The organism is Pseudomonas sp. SWRI111, from assembly GCF_014268555.1.
In the GTDB taxonomy this organism is placed as follows: Bacteria; Pseudomonadota; Gammaproteobacteria; order Pseudomonadales; family Pseudomonadaceae; genus Aquipseudomonas; species Aquipseudomonas hamedanensis.
Genome location: NZ_JABWQQ010000001.1, coordinates 128634 through 149965, shown reverse-complemented (window position 1 = coordinate 149965; position 21332 = coordinate 128634). Strand labels below are relative to the sequence as shown.

The following is a 21332-nucleotide window of genomic DNA, read 5'->3' as shown; positions in this document are numbered from 1 at the left end:
GCCATGACTCTCCAACAATCCCGCCGCTTGCAAAGCCTGTTGCTCGGCACGCTGGCCTGGGCCATCGCGATCGTGATTTTCTTCCCGATCTTCTGGATGGTGATGACCAGTTTCAAGAGCGAAATCGACGCCTTCGCCACACCGCCACAGTTCATCTTCGCGCCGACGCTTGAAAACTATCTGCACATCAATGAGCGCAGCGACTACTTCAGTTTCGCCTGGAACTCCGTGGTGATTTCCTTCAGCGCGACGGCCCTGTGTTTGTTGATCGCGGTGCCGGCCGCCTACTCCATGGCGTTCTACGAAACCCAGCGCACCAAAGGCACGCTGCTATGGATGCTCTCGACGAAAATGCTGCCGCCGGTGGGCGTGCTGATGCCGATCTACCTGTTGGCCAAGAGTTTCGGCCTGCTCGACACGCGCCTGGCGCTGATCGTGATCTACACGCTGATCAATCTGCCGATTGTCGTGTGGATGGTTTACACCTACTTCAAAGACATCCCCAAAGACATCCTCGAAGCCGCCCGCCTCGACGGTGCGACGTTGTGGCAGGAAATGGTTCGCGTGCTGCTGCCGATTGCCAAGGGCGGACTGGCATCGACCGTGCTGCTGTCGCTGATCCTGTGCTGGAACGAAGCGTTCTGGTCGCTCAACCTGACCTCATCGAAAGCCGCGCCGCTGACCGCGTTGATCGCCTCGTATTCCAGCCCCGAGGGCTTGTTCTGGGCCAAGTTGTCGGCGGTCTCGACCCTGGCCTGTGCGCCGATCCTGATCTTTGGCTGGATCAGCCAGAAACAACTGGTGCGCGGCCTGTCCTTTGGCGCGGTGAAATGATCTCAAAGCGAAACCGTCCCCCTGTGGGAGCGGGCTTGCTCGCGAATGCGCTGTGTCATTCAACATGAATGCCGGCTGACAGGGCCCCTTCGCGAGCAAGCCCGCTCCCACATTGGAAAAAGCATGCCCGGTTCAACTGAATAATAAATTGCGGAGGCCCATTTCATGGCCAACCTGAAAATCAAGAATCTGCAAAAAGGCTTCGAAGGTTTTTCCATCATCAAGGGCATCGACCTGGAAGTGCACGACAAGGAATTCGTGGTCTTCGTCGGCCCGTCCGGCTGCGGTAAATCCACCTTGCTGCGGCTGATCGCCGGCCTGGAAGAAGTCAGCGGCGGCACCATCGAACTCGACGGCCGCGACATCACCGAAGTCAGCCCGGCCAAGCGCGATCTGGCGATGGTGTTCCAGACCTACGCGCTGTACCCGCACATGACGGTGAAAAAGAACATGTCGTTCGCCCTCGACCTGGCCGGCGTACCGAAAGCTGAAGTCGAAAAGAAGGTCGGCGAAGCGGCGCGCATTCTTGAACTCGGCCCGATGCTCGAGCGCAAGCCGAAACAACTGTCCGGCGGCCAGCGCCAGCGTGTGGCGATCGGGCGCGCCATCGTGCGCAATCCAAAGATTTTCCTGTTCGACGAACCGCTGTCCAACCTCGACGCCGCGTTGCGCGTGCAGATGCGTCTGGAACTGCTGCGCCTGCATAAAGACCTGCAAGCGACGATGATTTACGTCACCCATGATCAGGTCGAAGCGATGACCATGGCCGACAAGGTTGTGGTGCTCAATGGCGGCAAGATCGAACAGGTCGGCTCGCCGCTGGACTTGTACCACCAACCGGCGAATCTGTTTGTCGCCGGGTTCCTCGGCACGCCGAAAATGGGTTTCCTCAAGGGCAAGATTGCGCGCATTGACGGCCACAGTTGTGAAGTGGCCCTGGACGCGGGCAGCCGCATCGTCCTGGCGTTCAATGCCGGCGAGCTGAGTGTCGGCAGCGCCGTGACCCTGGGCATTCGCCCGGAGCATCTGGAGCTGGCGCAACCGGGCGACTGCACCTTGCAGGTCACGGCCGACGTCAGCGAACGGCTGGGCAGCGACACCTTCTGCCACGTCACCACCGCGGCCGGTGAAGCCCTGACCATGCGCGTGCGCGGCGATCTGGCCAGCCGTTACGGTGAACAACTGAGCCTGCGTCTGGACCCGACTCACTGCCATTTATTCAATGCCGACGGGGTGGCGCTGACCCGCCCACTGCGCGCGGCCGCCTGAGACTTTTGCGATGAAACTCAACTCACACAACCTCAACCGCCTCGCCCCCGAAGTGCAGCTGCCGCGCTATGAGCTGCGCGACACGCGCCAAGGCATCGCCCACATTGGCGTCGGCGGTTTTCATCGCGCCCATCAGGCGTATTACACCGACGCGCTGATGAACCGCGGCGAGGCACTCGACTGGGCAATCTGCGGCGTCGGTCTGCGTGCCGAAGACCGCCGCGCCCGTGACGATCTCAAGGAGCAGGACTACCTCTTCACCCTCTTCGAACTGGGTGACAGCGATGACACCGAAGTGCGTGTGATCGGTGCGATCCGCGACATGCTGTTGGCCGAGGACGGCGCGCGGGCGCTGATCGACAAACTGGCCGATCCACAGATCCGCATCGTCTCGCTGACCATCACCGAGGGCGGTTACTGCATCGACGACAGCAACGGCGAATTCATGGCGCACTTGCCGCAGATTCAACAGGACCTGGCCCACCCTGAGGCGCCGAAAACCGTGTTCGGTTTCCTCTGTGCTGCGTTGGCCAAACGCCGCGGAGCGGGCACGCCAGCGTTCACTTTGATGTCCTGCGATAACCTGCCGCACAACGGCGCGGTGACGCGCAAGGCGCTGCTGGCGTTCGCCGCGTTGCGCGATCCCGACCTGCGTGACTGGATCGAGCAGAACGTCAGCTTTCCCAATGCCATGGTCGACCGCATCACGCCAATGACCAGCACCGCGCACCGTCTGCAACTGGCCGACAAGCACGCCGTCGACGATGCCTGGCCGGTGGTCTGCGAACCGTTCGTGCAATGGGTGCTGGAAGACAAATTCGTCAACGGCCGTCCGGCCTGGGAAAAGGTCGGCGTGCAGTTCACCGACGATGTAACGCCCTACGAAGAGATGAAAATCAAACTGCTCAACGGCAGCCATCTGGCCCTGACGTATCTGGGCTTTCTGAAAGGCTATCGCTTCGTCCACGAAACCATGAACGATCCGTTGTTCGTCCGATACATGCGCGCCTATATGGATCTCGACGTTACCCCGCAACTGGCACCGGTGCCGGGCATCGACCTGAGCGACTACAAGGACACGCTGGTGGCGCGCTTTTCCAATCAGGCGATTGCCGATCAACTTGAGCGGGTGTGTTCGGATGGCTCGTCGAAATTCCCCAAGTTCACCGTGCCGACGATCAACCGATTGATCGCCGATGGACGCGAGACCAGACGCGCTGCATTGGTGGTAGCGGCGTGGGCGTTGTATCTGAAGGGGATAGACGAGAATGGCGATACCTATTCGATACCGGATCCGCGGGCGGTTTTTTGCCAGGGACTGGTGGCGGAGGACGGGTCGATAACGGAACGGTTGTTGGGCGTCGAAGAGATTTTCGGCACGGCGATACCGAACTCGGCGGAATTTGTTGCGGCGTTCGAGTGGTGCTGCGAGAGTTTGCGCGAGGTTGGGGTTTCGCGGACTCTGGAAAAAGTTCTCGCGACTTGATCGTTCCCACGCTCCGCGTGGTAATGCAGCCCGGGACGCTCCGCGTCCCATCTAAAGCGGACGCAGAGCGTCCATTGAGGCGTTCCCACGCAGAGCATGGGAACGAGCAGCCGTGGAGTTTCCATGACAACAACAAAGCTCTTCCTGGGTATCGACTGCGGCACCCAAGGCACCAAAGCGATCATCCTCGACGCCGTCAGCGGTCAGGTACTCGGCCAGGGCGCGGCGCCACACACGATGATCAGCGGCGCCAACGGTCGCCGCGAACAGGACGTCCAGCAATGGCTGGACGCGTTCACCATCGCCACGCGTCAGGCATTGCAATCGGCGAACGTCGACGGCCAGTCGATTCTCGGTATCGGCGTCTCCGGCCAGCAGCACGGCCTGGTCCTGCTCGACGATCAAGGGCAAGTCCTGCGCCCTGCCAAGCTGTGGTGCGACACCGAAACCAGCGCTGAAAACGACCGTTTGCTGCAACATCTGGGCGGCGAAAAAGGTTCGCTGGAACGCCTCGGCGTGGCCATCGCACCGGGCTATACCGTGTCCAAGCTGCTCTGGACCAAAGAGCAACATCCCGAGGTGTTCGCACGTATCGCGCGGATTCTGCTGCCCCACGACTACCTCAATTTCTGGCTGACCGGGCGTTGCTGCAGCGAATACGGCGATGCATCCGGCACCGGCTACTTCAACGTGCGCACCCGCCAGTGGGACTTGCAGCTGCTGCGCGATATCGACGCCAGCGGACGCCTGCAAGCCGCACTGCCAAAGCTGATCGACGCCCATGAAGCGGTCCGCACGCTGCTGCCGTCGATTGCCGAACACTTGGGCATCAACCCTGATGCAGTGGTCTCCAGCGGCGGTGGCGACAACATGATGGGCGCGATCGGCACCGCCAACATCCGGCCCGGCGCGATCACCATGAGCCTCGGCTCCTCCGGCACGGTGTACGCCTATGGCGACGTACCCAGCGTGAGCCCGGATGCCTCGGTTGCAACCTTCTGTTCGTCCAGCGGCGGCTGGCTGCCGCTGATCTGCACCATGAACCTGACCAATGCCACCGGTGCGATTCGCGAGCTGTTCAATCTCGATCTTCCTCAGTTCAACCAGTTGGTCGCGCAGTCGCCCATCGGGGCGGACGGCGTGAGCCTGCTGCCGTTTTTCAACGGTGAGCGCGTGCCCGCCCTGCCCCATGCCACCGGCAGCCTGCACGGGCTGACGCTGGACAACCTGACCCAGGCCAATCTGTGCCGCGCCGCCGTCGAAGGCACGACGTTCGGTTTGCGTTACGGGCTGGATCTGCTGCGCCAGAATGGTTTACAAAGCCAGCGCATCTGCCTGATCGGCGGCGGCTCGAAAAGCGCCGTGTGGCGGCAGATCGTCGCCGACATCATGAACACCCCGGTGATCTGCACCGAGCAAAGCGAAGCGGCGGCACTGGGCGCGGCGATTCAGGCGGCGTGGTGCCAATCGTGGGCTGACGGACACGAAGTCAGCCTGGCCGACCTGTGTCAGCGCTGTGTCAAGCTTGACCCGAACAGTGAAACCCTGCCGATCGCCGCCAATGTCGCAGCGTTCCAGCAGGCCTACGAACGCTATCAACAGCATGTCGCAACCCTATAAAGAGCAAACAACTATGTACCTGGTGTGTGGCGAAGCCCTGTTTGATTTCTTCAGCGAAGACGATGCCAGCGGTCTGGCGTCGAAGGTGAACTTCAAGGCGATTGCCGGCGGCTCGCCGTTCAACGTCGCGGTGGGATTGCGCCGGCTCGGCGTGGATTCAGCCTTGTTCGGTGGGTTGTCCACTGACTATCTGGGCCGGCGTCTGCAACAAGTGCTGCGCGAGGAAGGTGTGTGCCCGGACTATCTCGTGGAATTTGCCGCGCCGACCACCCTGGCGATGGTTGCCGTGGGTGCCAACGGCTCACCGCACTACAGCTTTCGCGGCGAAGGCTGTGCAGACCGACAACTGAGCGCGGCGCATTTGCCGGCGCTGGGGCCTGAGGTGCGCGGCTTGCACGTCGGCTCGTACTCGCTGGTGGTGCAGCCAGTCGGCGACACCTTGCTGCAACTGGTCCAGCGCGAAAGCGGCAAACGCCTGATCAGCCTTGATCCGAACGTACGCCTCAATCCCGAGCCGAACATCGACCTGTGGCGGGAACGCATCGCCACGCTGGTAAAACTGGCCGACCTGATCAAGGTCAGCGACGAAGACCTGAGCCTGCTCTACCCCGAGCAGGACCCGCAGAACGTGATCGAGGGCTGGCTCGAACATCGTTGCCAACTGGTCTTTCTCACCCGCGGAGGCGACGGTGCGAGTGTGTTCAGTCGCCGACACGGCACATGGTCGGTGCCGGCCGCCTCGGTGAACATCGCCGATACCGTCGGTGCCGGCGATACTTTTCAAGCGGCGCTGATTACCTGGCTGAGCGAACATGCTCTGGATTCGGTGGAGGGCGTGCAGCAACTCGCACGCGAGCAGATCGACGCCATGCTCAGGTTCGCCGTGCAAGCCGCCGCGCTGACCTGCAGCAAAACCGGTCCGGATCTGCCCTATCGTCATCAGTTGCGCTGAGCGCGTAGACTGTCGGCCTTTTTGCGCATGACGGGATAACCGCTTTTGAACTACCGGCAGACCTTCGCACTCCTGACACTGGCAACCCTGCTGAGCGGTTGCGGCACCTCGCCGCCCCGCTCGCCGGAAGACATCTGCGAGATCTTCCGGGAAAAAAGCGACTGGTACGACGCCGCGCAAGTCACGCAAAACCGCTGGGGCGTACCGATCCAGGTGCCCTTCGCGATCATGTATCAGGAGTCCGGCTATCGCTACGACGCGAAGACGCCGCGCAAATATCTGCTCTGGGTGATTCCCTGGGGTCGGGTGTCAACGGCGTCGGGTTACGCGCAAGCCAAGGATGAAGTGTGGTCCGATTACCAGAAAAGCACCGGCAGAAACTGGGCCGACCGCGAAGACTTCGACGATGCCATCGACTTCATCGGCTGGTACATGGACAAGACCACCTCGATCAATGGCGTCTACAAATACGACGCGTATAACCAGTACCTCAACTATCACGAAGGCTGGGGCGGCTTTCGCAACAAGACCTACGCGAGCAAAGCCTGGCTGCCGCCGACGGCGCGCAAGGTGCAGAATCGTTCAGATATGTATGCGCGGCAGTATGCCGGGTGCAAGGAGGATTTGAATCGCGGGTTCTGGAGCCGGTTCTGGCATTGGTTGTAGCGGTGATGCTGAAGACGCATTCGCGGGCAAGCCCGCTCCCACAGGAACCTCAGTAAACGCAGATTTCGTGTTCACCCGAGAAACCTGTGGGAGCGGCCTTGCCCGCGAAGGCAATCTTTCGGGCACCGCCAATCGCTTTGGTCTGAAACCAAGCGGTCATCACTGACCATACTGGCGCATCAATATCGGCGTTCTGCCTCCAGCAATGTTAACGAAATGCCCGGTTTTACTGGACCAAAACGGCCCTCTAAGGGTTTTCCCTATGTGATGCGGCGCCCACGCCTACGCCATTTGCGCCTTGAATGAGGCGGTCTAATCCTGCAACATCCATCACCTGCTTATTCAACGGACGGAATTCAAGGCATGCTGGACGCCAATGCAACCCACATCACCCTCACGATCGAAGGCGCCAACGCCGACCTGCAAGTCCTCAGCTTCACCGGTCGCGAAGCCCTCAACGAACCGTTCCGTTTCGACCTCGAACTGGTCAGCGCCCGCCCCGACCTGAAACTCGAAGAGCTATTGCACAAGCGCGCCTGCCTGACTTTCGGGGCCACCGGCGAAGGCAAGATTCACGGCCAGGTGTACCGCATCGAGCAAGGCGATTCCGGCAAGACCCTGACCCGCTACAGCATCAGCCTGATGCCGCAACTGGCCTATCTGCAACACAACCACGATCAGCAGATCTTCCAGCAGTTGACGGTGCCGAAAATCATCGCTCAGGTGCTGGAAGACCGCGGCATTCTCGCGGACGCTTATAGTTTCCAGCTCGGCGCCGAGTACCCGGAACGCGAATACTGCGTGCAGTACGACGAGTCCGACCTGCATTTCATCCAGCGTCTGTGCGAAGAGGAAGGCATTCACTTCCATTTCCAGCACAGCAGCAGCGGGCACAAACTGGTGTTCGGCGATGACCAGACCGTGTTCCGCAAACTGAAGCCGGTCAGCTACCAGCAAGACTCCGGCATGGCTGCCGAGAAACCGGTGATCAAGCGCTTCAACCTGCGTCTGGAAACCCGCACCACGCGCGTCAGCCGCCGCGACTACGATTTCGAAAAACCGAAGATCCTTCCCGAAGGCGCCGCCAAATCCGAGTTCGCCCCGGACTTGGAGGACTACGACTACCCCGGCCGCTTCACCACCCGCGAGCGCGGCAAGTTCCTCTCGACCCGCGCGCTCGAACGCCATCGCAGCGACTACAAACTCGCGGAAGGCAAAGGTGACGAGCCGACCCTCACCAGCGGCCACTTCCTCAGCCTCGCCGAACACCCGCGTGCCGAGTGGAACGACCTGTGGCTGCTGCTGGAAGTCTTCCACGAAGGCAAACAGCCGCAAGTGCTCGGCGAAAACGTCACCAGCGACGTCACCGACAACAAGAGCGATTTCCACCAGGGCTACCGCAACAGCTTCATTGCCACCCCTTGGGACGCGCACTACCGCCCTGCCCTCGAACACCCGAAACCGAAAGTCCTCGGCAGCCAGACCGCCGTCGTCACAGGCCCCGCCGGTGAAGAAATTCACTGCGACCAGTACGGCCGCATCAAAGTGCAATTCCATTGGGACCGCGACGGCCAGTCTGACGACAAAACTACCTGCTGGATGCGCGTCGCCAGCGGCTGGGCTGGCGCAGCCTACGGCGGCATCGCCATCCCGCGTATCGGCATGGAAGTCCTCGTCACCTTCCTCGAGGGCGACCCCGACCAGCCACTCGTCACCGGCTGCCTGTACCACAAGGAAAACGTCGTCCCCTACGACCTGCCGGCGAACAAAACCCGCAGCACCTTCAAAACCCTCAGCTCCCCGGGCGGCAAGGGCTACAACGAATTCCGCATCGAAGACAAAAAAGGCGCCGAACAGATCTACATCCACGCCCAGCGCGACTGGGACGAAAACATCGAACACGACCAGAAAATCCGCGTCGGCAACGAACGGCACGACACCGTGGAAGCCAACACGCTGAGCGAATTCAAGGTTGAAGAACACCGGATTACCCATCTGGACCGGATCAGTGAGATGCGCGCGGATGATCACCTGACGGTGGGGGTTACGCAGCATGTGAAGGTGGGGACTGGGCAGTTTGTTGAGGCAGGGACCGAGATTCACTACTACGCCGGCCAGAAAGTGGTGATTGAAGGCGCCATGGAACTGACCGCCAAGGCTGGGGGCAGCTTCGTCAAGGTCGATGCCGGTGGCGTGACGATCAGTGGCGCTGAGGTGAAGGTTAATACTGGCGGCTCGCCGGGGGTGGGCACGCCGGCGGCGCCGTTGCTGCCGGGGCCGATGAAGGTGGCGGATGCGGATAAGGCGGGGAAAGTCCTCATCCCGCTGCCCAAACGTCTGAACGAGTCCGGCATAACGCCGTTGTGCGGCAAGCAAAGCAACGGCGCCTGTAGCCGTAAGGATTGCACATGCATGTAAAAGCGCTGAGCGCCCTCCTCGAAGCCCCACGCCATGGGTTCGCGGATCTACCGAGAGAAAGCTCTGACCTGACACTATGTTTCATAATCGATCGGACTCGCCAGCCTGACGCGATGAGCCGTCTCTATCGTGTCGGTGAACCAGTCGTGGATGCCCAAGGCCTGTTCCTCAACACCGACTTCGCTGAAATCGCCTCCGACGGCCCACTCTGGCTGACCGCACCGTGGGGCAGTCGCCTCGCGGCGGAAGCAGCGCAGCTCTGCGTGGCAAATTACTCCGGCATAGCGCTCGCTACAACAGTCCCAGACAAGGCACTGGCCCATGCGCGGTGGCTCCTGCGCGCCAACGATGGCTCTGGCGGTCAAAGCCTGCTGAGCTATCACAAGCCCAGCCTGTGGGCTGCGCTGGCCTACACCGCAGGCGATAACTCCCATCAACTCTTCGGCCCCTGGCAGCACGTATACAGCCCGGCGCCCGCCCACTTCGGACGCAATCGCGGTTCGTGGCTCAGTTGGCACGCCGTCTCGGAACTTGAATGGCTGGGCGATACCGCAGCGTTCAGCCTGCCGCCAGCAGCGCCAAAGGTTCAAGAGCATCTGGGTTGGGTTTATTGGGTGGACGAACACTACGTCGCCTACGGCGAACCCACCGACGAACAACTGCCCAACCTCGTTGAAAACCTCAACGTGCTGGTCGCCCACCATATTTACGAAGGCCGCCACTTGCTGAAACTGGGGCCGATTACCAACGGCCCGCTGCTTGAAACACAGCCACAGGCGATGGCCATCCTGCAATCCAGGGAAGAGTCGTTCATCAAAGTTCAGCAGCTGCAGCAACTCGCCACCAGCGCTGCTTGATGAGCCCGTCCGTTAAGAATGAATGGAAGCGAAATGGATACTGAAATCTCAGAAGCAACAAAGGTAGATCGCGACAGCTCTGCGGCAGGTGCCTCGGCCCCGGCGACACTGGTTGAAACAAAACCCGCCTTGGAACTTGATCCTCAGCCTGAAGTGCCTGCGAGTTGCCCCAACGCGTTCGACAAAGTGGAAACGGCTTGCTCGACAAGTTATGGCGAAGTGATCTACGCCACCAAGGAAAAAATGTTCTATCTGCTGCCCAAGCGCGCTGCGAGCTCGATCAAAGAGGCAATGAATGAACTTGAGCAACACATCAGCGCAAGCAAGTCTCCTGAGGAACGGTTAAAGGGGATGAACACCGCAGGGTTGCTCGAGTATTTCCTCGAACCCAAGTTGTCAAATTTCCTGCAAGGTGAACAGAAAAGCCGAATGCTGGAAATCGAAGCTCAGGAGCCGGATATTGCGCAGCCAACCATGGCCATGCGCCTGAAAGCGGTCAGCCGTGAAGCCCGAAACTCAGCGGCGCTGGACAAGTTGCCGGATCAGAGTGAATACGCACGCAACCGGGAACTGGCCGGTCAGCAGCAGGCCAGCCTCCTTGAGGCAAACTCGGAGGGGCAAAAGCTGCAACGCCTCTATAACGAGTGGAAGAAGCTGAAAACCGTAGCAATCGAGCAAGCCAAACTAGCGGGCTACACCTACGAAAGCGGCAACCTGTTTTCGCCCGGCGCACTTGAGGCCAGAACGCGCGTACAGACCTATCTGAAAGCCCGTGCGGCGCTCACAGCCAGCGGCAAGCTGGCTACCCTCAAAGAAGAAGACTTCAAGAAAAACAAAAAGGCGTATCTGGACGCCACAAACTGTGTGATCGATGGCAAGGCCCGGATGTGCGGCTATTTGAACGATGTCGCCAACGATCGAAAAAAAGTGGAAAAAGACTTCGCTGCTTATATCGATTCAATTTTGAAAGTTGCCGACTATGGCTTGGCGCTTCCAGAGTTTGCGCTCATCCCTGACACAGGCGAAATCAGCGCAGGTATCGAGAAATTCAAGTCATATCTTGAGATGGAACAGCGGCAGGTCAAACTGGCTGAACAAATCCGCACCAAATACAAAGCCTGGATTGATGCCAGCGGCCAAAACGTAGCGGCACCTGCGGGCATCGTGGAGGCTGAAAAAGCCGAGTGGCAGCGCATTCAACAAGATCGCATGCAGCTTCGCGATGATGCAGAAGCCGCTGTAGCCGCAGCGCTGCCACTGCGCCATCTGTTGTGGGAGCCCGAGCAATTTCAGCCAAAACCGGAAGAACGCCTGGTCAAGGCTGGCTTCCCGTTGCGCGAAGTAGCGCTTTTCAATAGCCCCAACAGCCCAGTGAAGCATTTGAGTCTGCTTAATCTGGAAGGCATTGAAAAAGCCCTGAAAAAAGACGTAAGCGCGATCGGTGCTACTGCTAGCAAAGACCTGCAAAAACTGCCCGGCAACAGCAATGGGAAAGCGCAATCTGACACCGACGATAACCCTTTCCATGAATGGCTGCGCCTCCAAGGCGCGATGGCCATCAAGGATCAGGAAAGCAACTGGTTCGATGAAAAAGGCTGGTTCGATGTAGAAGCCTTTTATTCATATCTCAAGTCGAAAAAACTCAAGGTGGACACTCTCGAGGACGCTGGCGCCCGCAAAGACTGGGGGCTGCGCCTGAGGCAGTTGCTGTTCAAAGAGGAGGTCAGGAGTTCGTTGCGCCTGTTCGACAACAGTCCTCAAGCACAATTGGTTCGTTGCCTGACGCCACCACAATCCTCCATCCACACTGGAACAAAGGTCACTGGTCCAAGCTTCAGCGTAACCGACAACTTCAAAGCTTCCGCCAAAGCAGAAGTCAGCTTGGGTATCGACCTCGCTCGTGGCGAAGTTGAATTGATGAAAATGGATCTGCCAGGAAAAGATGAGGCGAAAGACATCCTGATCCCGTACCTGGATTACGAGAAGAACCGCAAAAACCTGAATCTCGGTAGGTTCTCGATCCACTTGGGCGCCAGAGCGTGGGGCTACACAGGCGCCACCCTCCTCCTTTCCTCCAGCGTGCAGTTGGGCCGCGCAAACGTACAAGGCGGCCTCAATCTTCCGGAAATCCCCGATGCAAAACGCCCAGAGACCTCCAATGCTGTCGCGAGTACGACCAGAAGCGAACCCGCTCTAACGGGGGGCGCCGCAAATGTGCGGGTTGAGGATGGAGCTAAAGCTCAGTTCAACCTCTTTGCCGGAGTACAAGCGGGAATTCTTCTTACAGGCGCCTTGAACTGGGCTCCGCCGAAAGACATCGCGGCGTTGCGCACCACCCCTTCGCCCGGCATGGCGAACACCGTCAACAGCACGAAAGCTAGCCAATGGGCGAGCCTGGCCAGACTCACAGCGGGCTTTACTGCCGCGTACGGGCTCGGTGCCAACGCTGATATAGGGATTTCACTGCATGAAGGCCGATTCATCATGCGATTTAAAGCCTCTGTGATAGTCGGCACTGGCGCTGGCGGCGAATTCCAGTTTGAAGTGGGTTATGATGGAGTTACTGACCTGATTAACTTGCTGCGACGGGAAATGCATAAAAATCAGGATAAGTCGCTGATTTTCATAACGGAAGATGCGGCTGACTACATCGATAAACTTAACTTCCTTGGCGCAGCGGGAATGCAAGTGGCGATGACTTACATGCAAGGCGTTGATATGGTGATGTCGTTATATGAGGCATTAACCGGGGGCGGTAGAGGAGCAATTATCGCTCATACGATTATGAATTATCACAATCAAGCTGAGCTAGACCAATGGATTTTGGCAGCAACTCCAGGTGCGCTTGGTCCAATGTTGATGACATTGACTTCTGCGCCAGAGAAATTCAACATCTCGGAATATGGAGCGCTTGGTGCAAATTCTAAAACCCCAGAAAAATCTTATACAAAGGACCAGTGTCAACTGCTTCAGCAGCAGGCCGTCGAGCGCATATTAGGATTGATTGTCCGCCAAGCAGAAAAGCAGGGAACAATAACCCTGGCCCAATCACAATTTGAAGAAGCATGCATGAGCATGAATCGGTTCGGAACCAAAACCGTAGACGAAGCAGAACAGCTATATTGCGAAAATCGACTGCATATGGACAATTTCATGTCAGAAGCAATTCTGCGACTGCACGACGATGCGAACGACGAAATGCGTGCCCGGTACAAAACGCACGTGAGTATCTTAGGCGCGAACCTAGATGGCTTTTGTCACAGAACCCAATACTACGGAAAAACTTTTATTCCTGGCGGAAAAGCAAAATATGTCTCTCAAGCTAAAAATATCAAGGGATAAAATGAAATGTCGCGCGCACTTATATATATAGCAACCACCATTGCAATCCTTTTATCAAACAATGTACTTGCCGAACTAACACCAACTCAACAAGCTGCAAAAACTCGCGGAATAATGCTTTTCAATCAATACAAACCGGCAGAATTCGAACTTCGTATCGCAGCCGAAGCGGGCGATGCGGAAGCACAATTCTATCTAGCTGACGAGCTTCGACAGCAAAAAAAACGAATGACCGCTGAAGCGCAAAAATGGTACGAGGCATCAGCATCACAGGGTGATTATTATGCGATGTTCAAACTTGCCACCGTATCGGAAGACCTGTGCTCGGTTGTCAGCCAATGTCCTGCTAGTAGCAAAAAACCAAGTGACTGGCTAGATTTATTGATAAAAACTGCTACACCTCGCGCTTTGAGTGGCGACGGCGAAGCAATGGCTGTGCTTTACAACGCGACCGCAGAGTTGAATTGGTTGCAGAAGTCAGCAGCGGCTGGATATGCACCGTCACAGTGGTTGCTCGCTAATCGTTACGCCGAGGGCGAAGGCACATTTTTGCTGCCTTGGAAAAGAAAGAGTGCCGAGGAGGAGTTGCTAAAGGCTGCTTCGGAAGGAGGTTACCCTCCCGCAATGATTGAATATATTTCGATTCTTTCCCAGCGAAATGATTTAGAAGGTGTTCGACACTGGTGGGAAGAAGCGGCAAAAACCGGCTATCAAAATGCTGTCGCAACCTATGGTGCATATCTTTCCCACACACCCGACAAAGTTGGCTACCCCATCGATTTGATCAAGGGCTACGCACTGGTTTCTTTGCTAAAAGAATTGGATGGCGGTGGAAACGTTCAAGTTTATGTGGAAGGAAAGCTTCCTAAAATTGCCGCAAAAATGACATCGACCCAGATTGAGGAAGCGGAAAAATATGCAATTGAGTGGAAGGCCACGCACCCGCCCCTTTCTTTCTTTCCAAAGAAATTAGGTTTTTAATTGGTAATGAAGCTGAACGCAAGAAATAAGCGCTACGAGGCTAATCTTCCCGAATTAGAACAATCGACAGCCTTGGCGTTGGCGCTCTGCTGTATCTTCTTAAGATGTTTTGCGAAGGCCGATACACCAATAAAACAGTTGCAATCGAAAAGCAATTTATCACTTACACTACTAAAAGTGGTCACCGCTACATTAACTTTATTCACACTAGCGTCGCCCCAGACATTCGCGCCTACGAACGAACAATCCAACGCAAAAATCAAGGGCATAGAGCTTTACAATCAATACAAAGCTAGCTCTGCAATTGAGCTGCTAGAAATAGCAGCCGAAGGCGGTGACGATGAAGGACTTTACTATCTGGGTGAAGCGTTAAGAAAAAACAGCCGCCACATGACTCCGGAGGCTAAAAAAGCATACGAAAGCTCCGCAAAAAAAGGAAATATCTACGCGATGATTCGCCTTGGGAGAATTGAAGAAGATTTGTGTTCAACCATGAAAAATTGTCCTCAAGGTGAAAATTCTGCTGGCAGCTGGGTGGTTAAGGCCAAAAGCCTTGCAATTCAACGGGCAAAGCAGGGAGATAGCGAATCGATATACCTGTTATATGAAATGACAGGCAACGATGACTGGTTGGAGAAGTCGGCGGAAAACGGATTCGCATTTGCTCAGTTCCGTCTGGCGACGAAGTACCAAGAAGGGAATGGTTCATTTTTACTACCTCAAGGCGCAACCAAGCTATCGAACGATGGATGAAGGCGTCTGCTGAAAATGGTTATCCACTCGCAATGATGGGGTTAGCCGCAATCATGATCGAAAAAAATGATCTAGCTTCGTTCAGATTCTGGAACGAAAAAGCAGCTGACACGAGCTACGTAGAAGGCGTGTTTGGATATGCATCCTACATAGGTGAAGCAAACTCCAAGTACGGTTTTGCCTTCGACCCAATAAAGTCATATGCTTTACTTTCAGATCTGCTGGAGCTTAATGGCGGAGGCAACGTAATGCGAGATGTCAACGACACATTGCCTGACGTAGAAAAACACCTATCAAAAGAACAAATAGAAAAAGCAAAAGAACTTGCAAAAATGTGGAAGGCAGACCATCCGCCCCTCTCGTTTTTTCCTGACAAATTAGGTTATTAATAGTAATGCATGTTTACAGAGACTTTAGCGACACTGATAAACACTTTGATTTTTGCGCGCTTTTTTACCTAATTTATCGACATGCCTTATGAAGCAACAAAAGTGTAATTTCCAGCTTTTATTTGGTAAAAAGTCAGCATTGCTTCTGGCGCTTTCTTTAATTGGCGGATGCAACAATCTAAAAGGTGCGACCGGCTATTATGGGGCCGACTCTTTCACCCTGATAGCGACTACACCCGCCAACTTTGGGCTCACAGCAAAATCACAATACTCGCCACAAGTTGGACAGGACTGTAGAACATATTCAGCGGGCTTGGGTGGGCATGTAACAAGACGGCATCAAAAAACAGATGAAATCCATGTAAAAAATGTAGAGCAAACCGCCCGGTTCGATATTCCGCTCAGCTATCGTGCAGCCGGATGCAAAATGGAGTTGACTCGAGTAGATGTCGCCATCGAAGGGCGCTATGGGACATCTTCACTGGATATCGGTGGAGATGTCGGGGGAATATCTGTGACAGGAGACCCCTCTCATGCGAACTCAACGCAACCACGGAGTGAAAATCCTGAATTTAGAGGTCTATGCACTTGGTTGTTTCAACTTAGCATCGCAAGAATTGAAAAGAACGGAATTTCCAAGATTCTATCTTGCAGCGCGGCGAATACAGATTGGAGCATACCCTCTGACTATTATGAGCGCAGCAAACCGGGGGGCGCAATTCAACGATCAAGCCTTAACGGTAAAAACGTAAAATTTACCTTCCATCTATCAAAAGATGAAGAACCCAGCATGCTCAACCGATGGATCAAAACTACCGGAGGGTGGAGGCCTTGTCAGGGCAGCACAACATCAAATCGATGCCAGACACCTCCAACCTTTAGAACATTCAAGATGAACGGCCGCGAATGCACGGCATACCCTAACTGCAATGAATAAGAACATTCACTCCACAAAGGCCCCTAGCTCGGCGATATCTCCTCAAAAAAACGACCCCTTGTTCAGGGCCTCCGCTAACAATGGCTATCCTCTTGCTGCGATGGAGCTCGCAGCTAATATGGTAAGCAAAATTTAATTGCCAGTTTTTTAAGCGGAAAACTGAAATCAGGCGCCCCAAGTTAGACAGAACGAGTAGTAACGGTAAATAACTCAGCCCCCATTCTTTTTGGTTAACCTTCCCTTAACACCCCAGGCAAAAACTCTACAGCACCGCACAACTTCAGCTCTCACGCTGACGCCCAGTGCGGCAGGCTCGTCCGGTTTCACGCCGGGCGCCTATCCGCCACACGGGAGTCCCCTCATGAACACTCATCCCTTCCTGCTCACCGCCACCCTCGCCTTCAGCGCATTCGCCGGGCTGGCCCAGGCCAATGACACCACTACCCTGTCCAACGCTGTGCCCTACCAATACGGCATGCCACTTCACGTGGCGAAGGTGCTTTCGTTAACCGAGCCGCCGACGCAGGAGTGTAAGGTGATTACGGCCGATATGAAGTACATCGACAACACTGGCAAGCCCGCAGAGATCAGTTACAGGAAATTGTCTGACGCGTGCAGTCTGCAGAACTGACAGAAAATTCTGATTTGCGGTTTGGCAGTAGGTTTAAGCTGTTTTCAGAAGGTATGCTCAGGCCTTCCCTACTGCCGCAAGGACTGGCCATGCAGTTGTCGTTTCGTACGTTGTCGACCTTCACTTCCATGTTGTGTTTTCTGCTGGCGCTGGTCTGGGGCTTTTTCCCGGATGTATTGCTGGCGATCTGGAGTATTGGCTATTCGGAAGGCACCGGCGTAGTCGCAAGACGTAGCGCGGTGTTGTTTGTGGCATTGGGGGTGATGTTTTATTGGCTGCGCAATTCACCGCCATCCGTCACCCGGAATGCGCTCAGTAATGGCTTTATCGTCGGCTGTTTCGGCTTGGCGGTGCTCGGTTTTGGCGAATGGCTCAACGGCCATGCCGGCCCCGGGATTTTGCTCGCGGTGCTGGTCGAGTTCGCGCTGGGCCTTGGCTTTGTGCAGGCCCGGCGCGTGACGGTCGAACAGGTTGAAACGGTGAGTTAAATGGCTCGGGATCGTGGACTGTGCTGATGCGAGGCTGTCTGTTGGGCGAGATCCGAACGCAAGCCCGCGACCAGGTTGTTGATTTCACGGCAGCTGTTGAGTCGGCTTGCGTCGATTCCGCTGACGTACAAATCGGCTTGATCGGTTCGATGGTCGCCGAACACTTTGACGGTCATCGACAGGTCTGGCGATAACGTGCATTGGCAGCGTTTCGGCAGAAAGCTGCTTTCGATGATGTTACGAAGTTCCAAGGCAGATAAAAACATGGCGAACCCTCTCCTTTCTATGCGTTTGCCAATCAACTATTCACACTGACCTTTTGCCGATCCTGCACGGGTGTGCTCCCCGCTTTTCCCTGGTCGGCAACGGGCGGTACTGCGAAATGCTCATTGGAGTGTAGGCGCCCAAACCCGGTGCGCTGCACTATTACGACGCATAAACCATGCCTCTGGTCAGGTCATTTTGAGCCTAGCGAAATCAAAGACTTGGCGACGGGGCCAGTACTTTGCTATTTGCAAAATGCATGAATCGACCACCCGTCTCCTGCAATATGCAATCCCCGACGAATTTGCTTTCGGAGGCCATGGCGGCAAGAATGCTTGTGCAATCTCACCTGCACGGAGGCTTCCATGAGTTCTTTACGTATCTATGCGACGACTGGCCTGATCCTCGCCAGCCTGTCCACCCTCGCCCACGCCGCCAGGCTTGAAGACGTCGCGCCGTACCCCAAGGCAGAAGCTGGATTCACCCGCCAAGTCATTCACCTGCCCAAACAGGAGCAGGAAGAAAACTTCCAGGTCGAAATTCTCGCTGGCAAGACCCTGGAAGTGGATTGCAACCGTCAGCGCCTGGGCGGCGTTCTGGATGAAAAGAATCTTGAAGGCTGGGGTTATCCGTTCTATCGCCTGGAGACGGTTATCGGCCCGATGAGTACGATGATGGCCTGTCCGCCCGGCAGCGAGAAGAAACGCGCGTTCGTGCCGGTCGTCGGGGATGGCTTCATGTTGCGCTACAACAGCAAACTGCCGGTCGTGGTGTACGCACCTGCTGACGTTGAGGTGCGCTATCGCATCTGGTCGGCGGCGGACAAAGTCGGCACCGCCCTCCAGCAATAATCGCCGCTTCTGCTCTCATCACGCCGTGACGCCGCACACAGCGGCGCGCTCGGCGACATGACGCAGACTGTCGAAGTTGATATTGGCGCCCGAATCGATGGCGACAAAGGTTTGCTCGCGCACCCCGGTTCGCGCCAGATAGCGCTTGATTCCAGCCACGGCCAATGCACCGGAAGGCTCGGTGATCGAACGGGTGTCGTCATAGATGTTCTTGATCGCAGCGCACAGTTCGTCGTTGCTGACAGTGATGACCTCATCCACGCAAAAACGACAAACCTCGAAACCGAATGCCCCGATCTGCGCCACCGCCACGCCGTCGGCGAACGTACCGACGCACGGCAGCACCACGCGTTCTCCCGCCGCCATCGCCGCTTGCAGGCAGGCCGAGTGTTCTGACTCGACCCCGATGATGCTTATATCCGGGCGCAGGTATTTGATGTAAGCCGCAATGCCGGCGATCAAGCCACCGCCGCCGACCGGAACAAAGATCGCATCCAGAGCACCTTGATGCTGGCGGAGGATCTCCATCGCCACGGTGCCCTGCCCGGCGATCACTTGCGGGTCATCGAAGGGTGAAACGAAGGTGCGCCCGGTTTGCTGTGCCAGTTGCAACGCGTGGGCCAGGGCAAACGGGAAACTCTCGCCGTGCAGCAGCGCTTCGGCACCGCGACTGCGAACCCCAAGAACTTTGAGCTCCGGTGTCATCGACGGCATGACGATCGTCGCCGCAATGCCCAACTCTCGCGCGGCCAGCGCCACACCTTGGGCGTGATTACCGGCCGATGCGGTGATGACGCCACGGGACTTTTGCTCATCGCTCAGTTGCACCAGTTTGTTGTAGGCGCCGCGAATCTTGAAGGAGAACGTCGGTTGCAGGTCTTCGCGCTTGAGCAAGACGCGGTTGCCCAGCGCGTCGGAGAGTGCCGGCGCTGCCTGCAACGGCGTGCGCACGGCAATGTCGTACACCGGCGCTGCCAGAATCTGTTTCACATAGTGTTCAAGCAGGGCTTGCTGGGCGGGGCTATACGGCATGGTCGTCTCCTGACGTTTTTCAGAACCCGGGAGACAGAAAGTAAAAAACCCGCCTCCAGGGGCGGGTTGGGTGCTGCAGCCGTGTGCTAGCCCGCCAAATGAGGAATGGCGGTAATAATGCTTGGCTGGTGGCGCAATACGGTGAAAGTCATGGGCTGGAAATTAGCCTGCGGGCGACTGACAAGTCAATGGCCTATTTTGCGAGCTGCCGGTAGGCTGGCGGTTCTGCTTACCACCCAAGGAAGGAATCCATGATGTCCATCGCCCTGCCTCTCACCGCCTTGCTCGCTTTTAGCGGTTACACCCTTTCAGTGATGGTTCAGGCGGAACAGTCATTGATCGACTTCGGGATCAGCCTGATGTCGCGCCCAGACACGGCGCAGGTGGTGATTGATCTGTATCTGCTGGCGACATTGGCCGGGGTGTGGATGTTCAAGGATGCCAGGGCTCGCGGGCGATCGGTCTGGTCGGTAGTGCCTTATCTGGTGCTGACGGCGGTATTCGTCTCGGTGGGGCCGTTGTTGTATCTGGTGGTTCGTGGAATTCAGGAGCGGCGCAGAGTGGGTAAGACCGCTTCGGTGAGTTGATCAACGGTAGCAGGCCAGCCACACAACCTTTGAATCTTCTTCAACACTGAACAGTCACTGAAAAGAAGAACGACACATCCCGCTCCAGGCATAAGAAAGTGGAGATTGATCATGACTATCCGCCAAGTGCTGCTCGTCGTCCCACTGCTGGTCGCCACCCTGTCCAGCCCTTCAATCCTTGCCAGCGATGAAACCGACGCGGTCAAAAAACCTGAATGCCCGAAAGGCCAGATCTGGGACAGCAAGACCCAGCAATGCGTGTTACAGACCAGCGGCTGACGTCCATCCTGCTAAACTGGGCCGAGTTTTTTCCAACGAGGATTGCCTTGTGCCCATTGCTGCATCTCGCACTGCATTGCTGGTGATCGATGTTCAAAACGACTTCATTCCCGGCGGACAACTGCCGGTGCCTGAAGGTGACCGGATTGTGCCGCTGGTCAACCTCATTGCACGCCAATTCAGACAGGTCGTCATTGCTCAGGACTGGCACCCGCGCGGCCACATCTCGTTTGCGTCAAGTCATGCCGGGCGTCAGCCTTACGATGTCATCGAGTTGCCATACGGCGAACAAACGCTGTGGCCCGAGCATTGCGTGCAAGCCAGCGCCGGGGCCGAGCTTCATCCGCAGCTCGATTTGCCTCATGCTCAATTGATCATCCGTAAAGGCTGCAATCCTGACATCGACAGTTACTCAGCCTTTCTCGAAGCGGATCGAAGCACCACCACCGGACTGGCTGGCTACCTCAAAGAGCGTGGCATCGACACGGTCTACATGGTCGGGCTTGCGCTGGATTTCTGTGTGATGTTTTCGGCGCTGGATGCGCGCGCGGCGGGATTCAATGTGTTTGTGGTACTGGATGCCTGCCGGGCGATTGATCTGGACGGTTCGCTGGCCGCCGCGATCACCCGGATGCAAGAGGCCGGCGTCGGCCTGATTCAATCGTCGGATCTGCCGACCTGATAGCGCTCCGCGGA

At 56.7% G+C, this 21332-nt stretch carries 20 protein-coding genes and 1 pseudogene; 19 read left to right on the top strand and 2 right to left on the bottom strand.

Annotated elements, in window-relative coordinates; genetic code table 11:
• Nucleotides 1-3: 3 nt before the first annotated feature.
• The 15 genes from HU755_RS00625 (at nt 4) to HU755_RS00560 (ending at nt 17623) form a co-directional block, all read left to right on the top strand.
• Nucleotides 4-834, top strand: coding sequence for a carbohydrate ABC transporter permease (locus HU755_RS00625; protein ID WP_186630220.1), 831 nt, complete (start codon nt 4-6; stop codon nt 832-834).
• A 165-nt stretch (nt 835-999) separates the two neighbouring features.
• Nucleotides 1000-2103 (top strand): ABC transporter ATP-binding protein, encoded by a 1104-nt coding sequence (locus HU755_RS00620; RefSeq protein ID WP_186630219.1) that lies wholly within the window; start codon nt 1000-1002, stop codon nt 2101-2103.
• Nucleotides 2104-2113: 10 nt separating this feature from the next.
• On the top strand, nt 2114-3589 hold the full coding sequence (locus tag HU755_RS00615) for a mannitol dehydrogenase family protein (protein ID WP_186630218.1): 1476 nt from the start codon (nt 2114-2116) through the stop codon (nt 3587-3589).
• A 123-nt stretch (nt 3590-3712) separates the two neighbouring features.
• Nucleotides 3713-5209, top strand: a complete 1497-nt coding sequence (gene xylB, locus HU755_RS00610) for a xylulokinase (RefSeq protein ID WP_186630217.1) — start codon at nt 3713-3715, stop codon at nt 5207-5209.
• Nucleotides 5210-5222: 13 nt separating this feature from the next.
• Complete coding sequence (locus HU755_RS00605; protein WP_186630216.1) at nt 5223-6161, top strand: carbohydrate kinase; 939 nt, start codon at nt 5223-5225, stop codon at nt 6159-6161.
• A gap of 45 nt (nt 6162-6206) precedes the next feature.
• Nucleotides 6207-6827, top strand: a complete 621-nt coding sequence (locus HU755_RS00600; RefSeq protein ID WP_186619008.1) for a hypothetical protein — start codon at nt 6207-6209, stop codon at nt 6825-6827.
• 363 nt (nt 6828-7190) lie between these two features.
• Nucleotides 7191-9245, top strand: coding sequence for a type VI secretion system tip protein VgrG (locus HU755_RS00595; RefSeq protein WP_186630215.1), 2055 nt, complete (start codon nt 7191-7193; stop codon nt 9243-9245).
• Complete coding sequence (locus tag HU755_RS00590; RefSeq protein WP_186630214.1) at nt 9236-10102, top strand: DUF4123 domain-containing protein; 867 nt, start codon at nt 9236-9238, stop codon at nt 10100-10102. The genes HU755_RS00595 and HU755_RS00590 overlap by 10 nt, the downstream gene beginning before the upstream one ends.
• A 33-nt stretch (nt 10103-10135) precedes the next feature.
• On the top strand, nt 10136-13444 hold the full coding sequence (locus HU755_RS00585; RefSeq protein ID WP_238349923.1) for a hypothetical protein: 3309 nt from the start codon (nt 10136-10138) through the stop codon (nt 13442-13444).
• A gap of 6 nt (nt 13445-13450) precedes the next feature.
• The gene (locus HU755_RS00580) at nt 13451-14425 is read left to right on the top strand and encodes a tetratricopeptide repeat protein (RefSeq protein WP_186630212.1); all 975 of its coding nucleotides are present in this window, start codon (nt 13451-13453) and stop codon (nt 14423-14425) included.
• A 6-nt stretch (nt 14426-14431) separates the two neighbouring features.
• Nucleotides 14432-15178 (top strand): tetratricopeptide repeat protein, encoded by a 747-nt coding sequence (locus tag HU755_RS27365; RefSeq protein ID WP_238349922.1) that lies wholly within the window; start codon nt 14432-14434, stop codon nt 15176-15178.
• Nucleotides 15175-15567: a sel1 repeat family protein gene (locus tag HU755_RS27360; RefSeq protein ID WP_238349921.1), complete on the top strand. Its 393-nt coding sequence runs from the start codon at nt 15175-15177 to the stop codon at nt 15565-15567. The genes HU755_RS27365 and HU755_RS27360 overlap by 4 nt, the downstream gene beginning before the upstream one ends.
• Before the next feature lie 88 nt (nt 15568-15655).
• Nucleotides 15656-16504, top strand: coding sequence for a hypothetical protein (locus tag HU755_RS00570; protein WP_186630211.1), 849 nt, complete (start codon nt 15656-15658; stop codon nt 16502-16504).
• A 361-nt stretch (nt 16505-16865) separates the two neighbouring features.
• Nucleotides 16866-17135, top strand: a complete 270-nt coding sequence (locus HU755_RS00565) for a DUF2790 domain-containing protein (RefSeq protein WP_186551409.1) — start codon at nt 16866-16868, stop codon at nt 17133-17135.
• 89 nt (nt 17136-17224) lie between these two features.
• Complete coding sequence (locus HU755_RS00560; protein ID WP_186630210.1) at nt 17225-17623, top strand: hypothetical protein; 399 nt, start codon at nt 17225-17227, stop codon at nt 17621-17623.
• Here HU755_RS00560 and HU755_RS00555 read toward each other — a convergent pair.
• Nucleotides 17620-17889 (bottom strand): DUF1652 domain-containing protein, encoded by a 270-nt coding sequence (locus HU755_RS00555; RefSeq protein WP_186551408.1) that lies wholly within the window; start codon nt 17887-17889, stop codon nt 17620-17622. The two genes, HU755_RS00560 and HU755_RS00555, sit on opposite strands and share 4 nt — an antisense overlap.
• 363 nt (nt 17890-18252) lie before the next feature.
• Between HU755_RS00555 and eco the strand changes: the two genes are divergently transcribed.
• The gene (gene eco / locus HU755_RS00550) at nt 18253-18738 is read left to right on the top strand and encodes a serine protease inhibitor ecotin (protein ID WP_186630209.1); all 486 of its coding nucleotides are present in this window, start codon (nt 18253-18255) and stop codon (nt 18736-18738) included.
• 36 nt (nt 18739-18774) lie between these two features.
• Here the strand turns inward: eco and ilvA are convergent.
• Nucleotides 18775-19770: pseudogene (gene ilvA, locus HU755_RS00545) on the bottom strand (threonine ammonia-lyase, biosynthetic); the annotation flags it as partial.
• 251 nt (nt 19771-20021) lie between these two features.
• Between ilvA and HU755_RS00540 the strand changes: the two are divergent.
• The 3 genes from HU755_RS00540 to pncA all read left to right on the top strand — a co-directional run bounded on the left by HU755_RS00540 (nt 20022) and on the right by pncA (nt 21318).
• Complete coding sequence (locus tag HU755_RS00540; RefSeq protein WP_186630207.1) at nt 20022-20357, top strand: DUF2834 domain-containing protein; 336 nt, start codon at nt 20022-20024, stop codon at nt 20355-20357.
• Nucleotides 20358-20468: 111 nt separating this feature from the next.
• The gene (locus tag HU755_RS27355) at nt 20469-20636 is read left to right on the top strand and encodes a hypothetical protein (protein ID WP_186630206.1); all 168 of its coding nucleotides are present in this window, start codon (nt 20469-20471) and stop codon (nt 20634-20636) included.
• A gap of 49 nt (nt 20637-20685) precedes the next feature.
• Entirely contained in the window at nt 20686-21318 is a 633-nt protein-coding gene (gene pncA, locus HU755_RS00530; RefSeq protein ID WP_186630205.1) for a bifunctional nicotinamidase/pyrazinamidase, read from the top strand.
• The last annotated feature ends 14 nt before the right edge of the window (nt 21319-21332 follow it).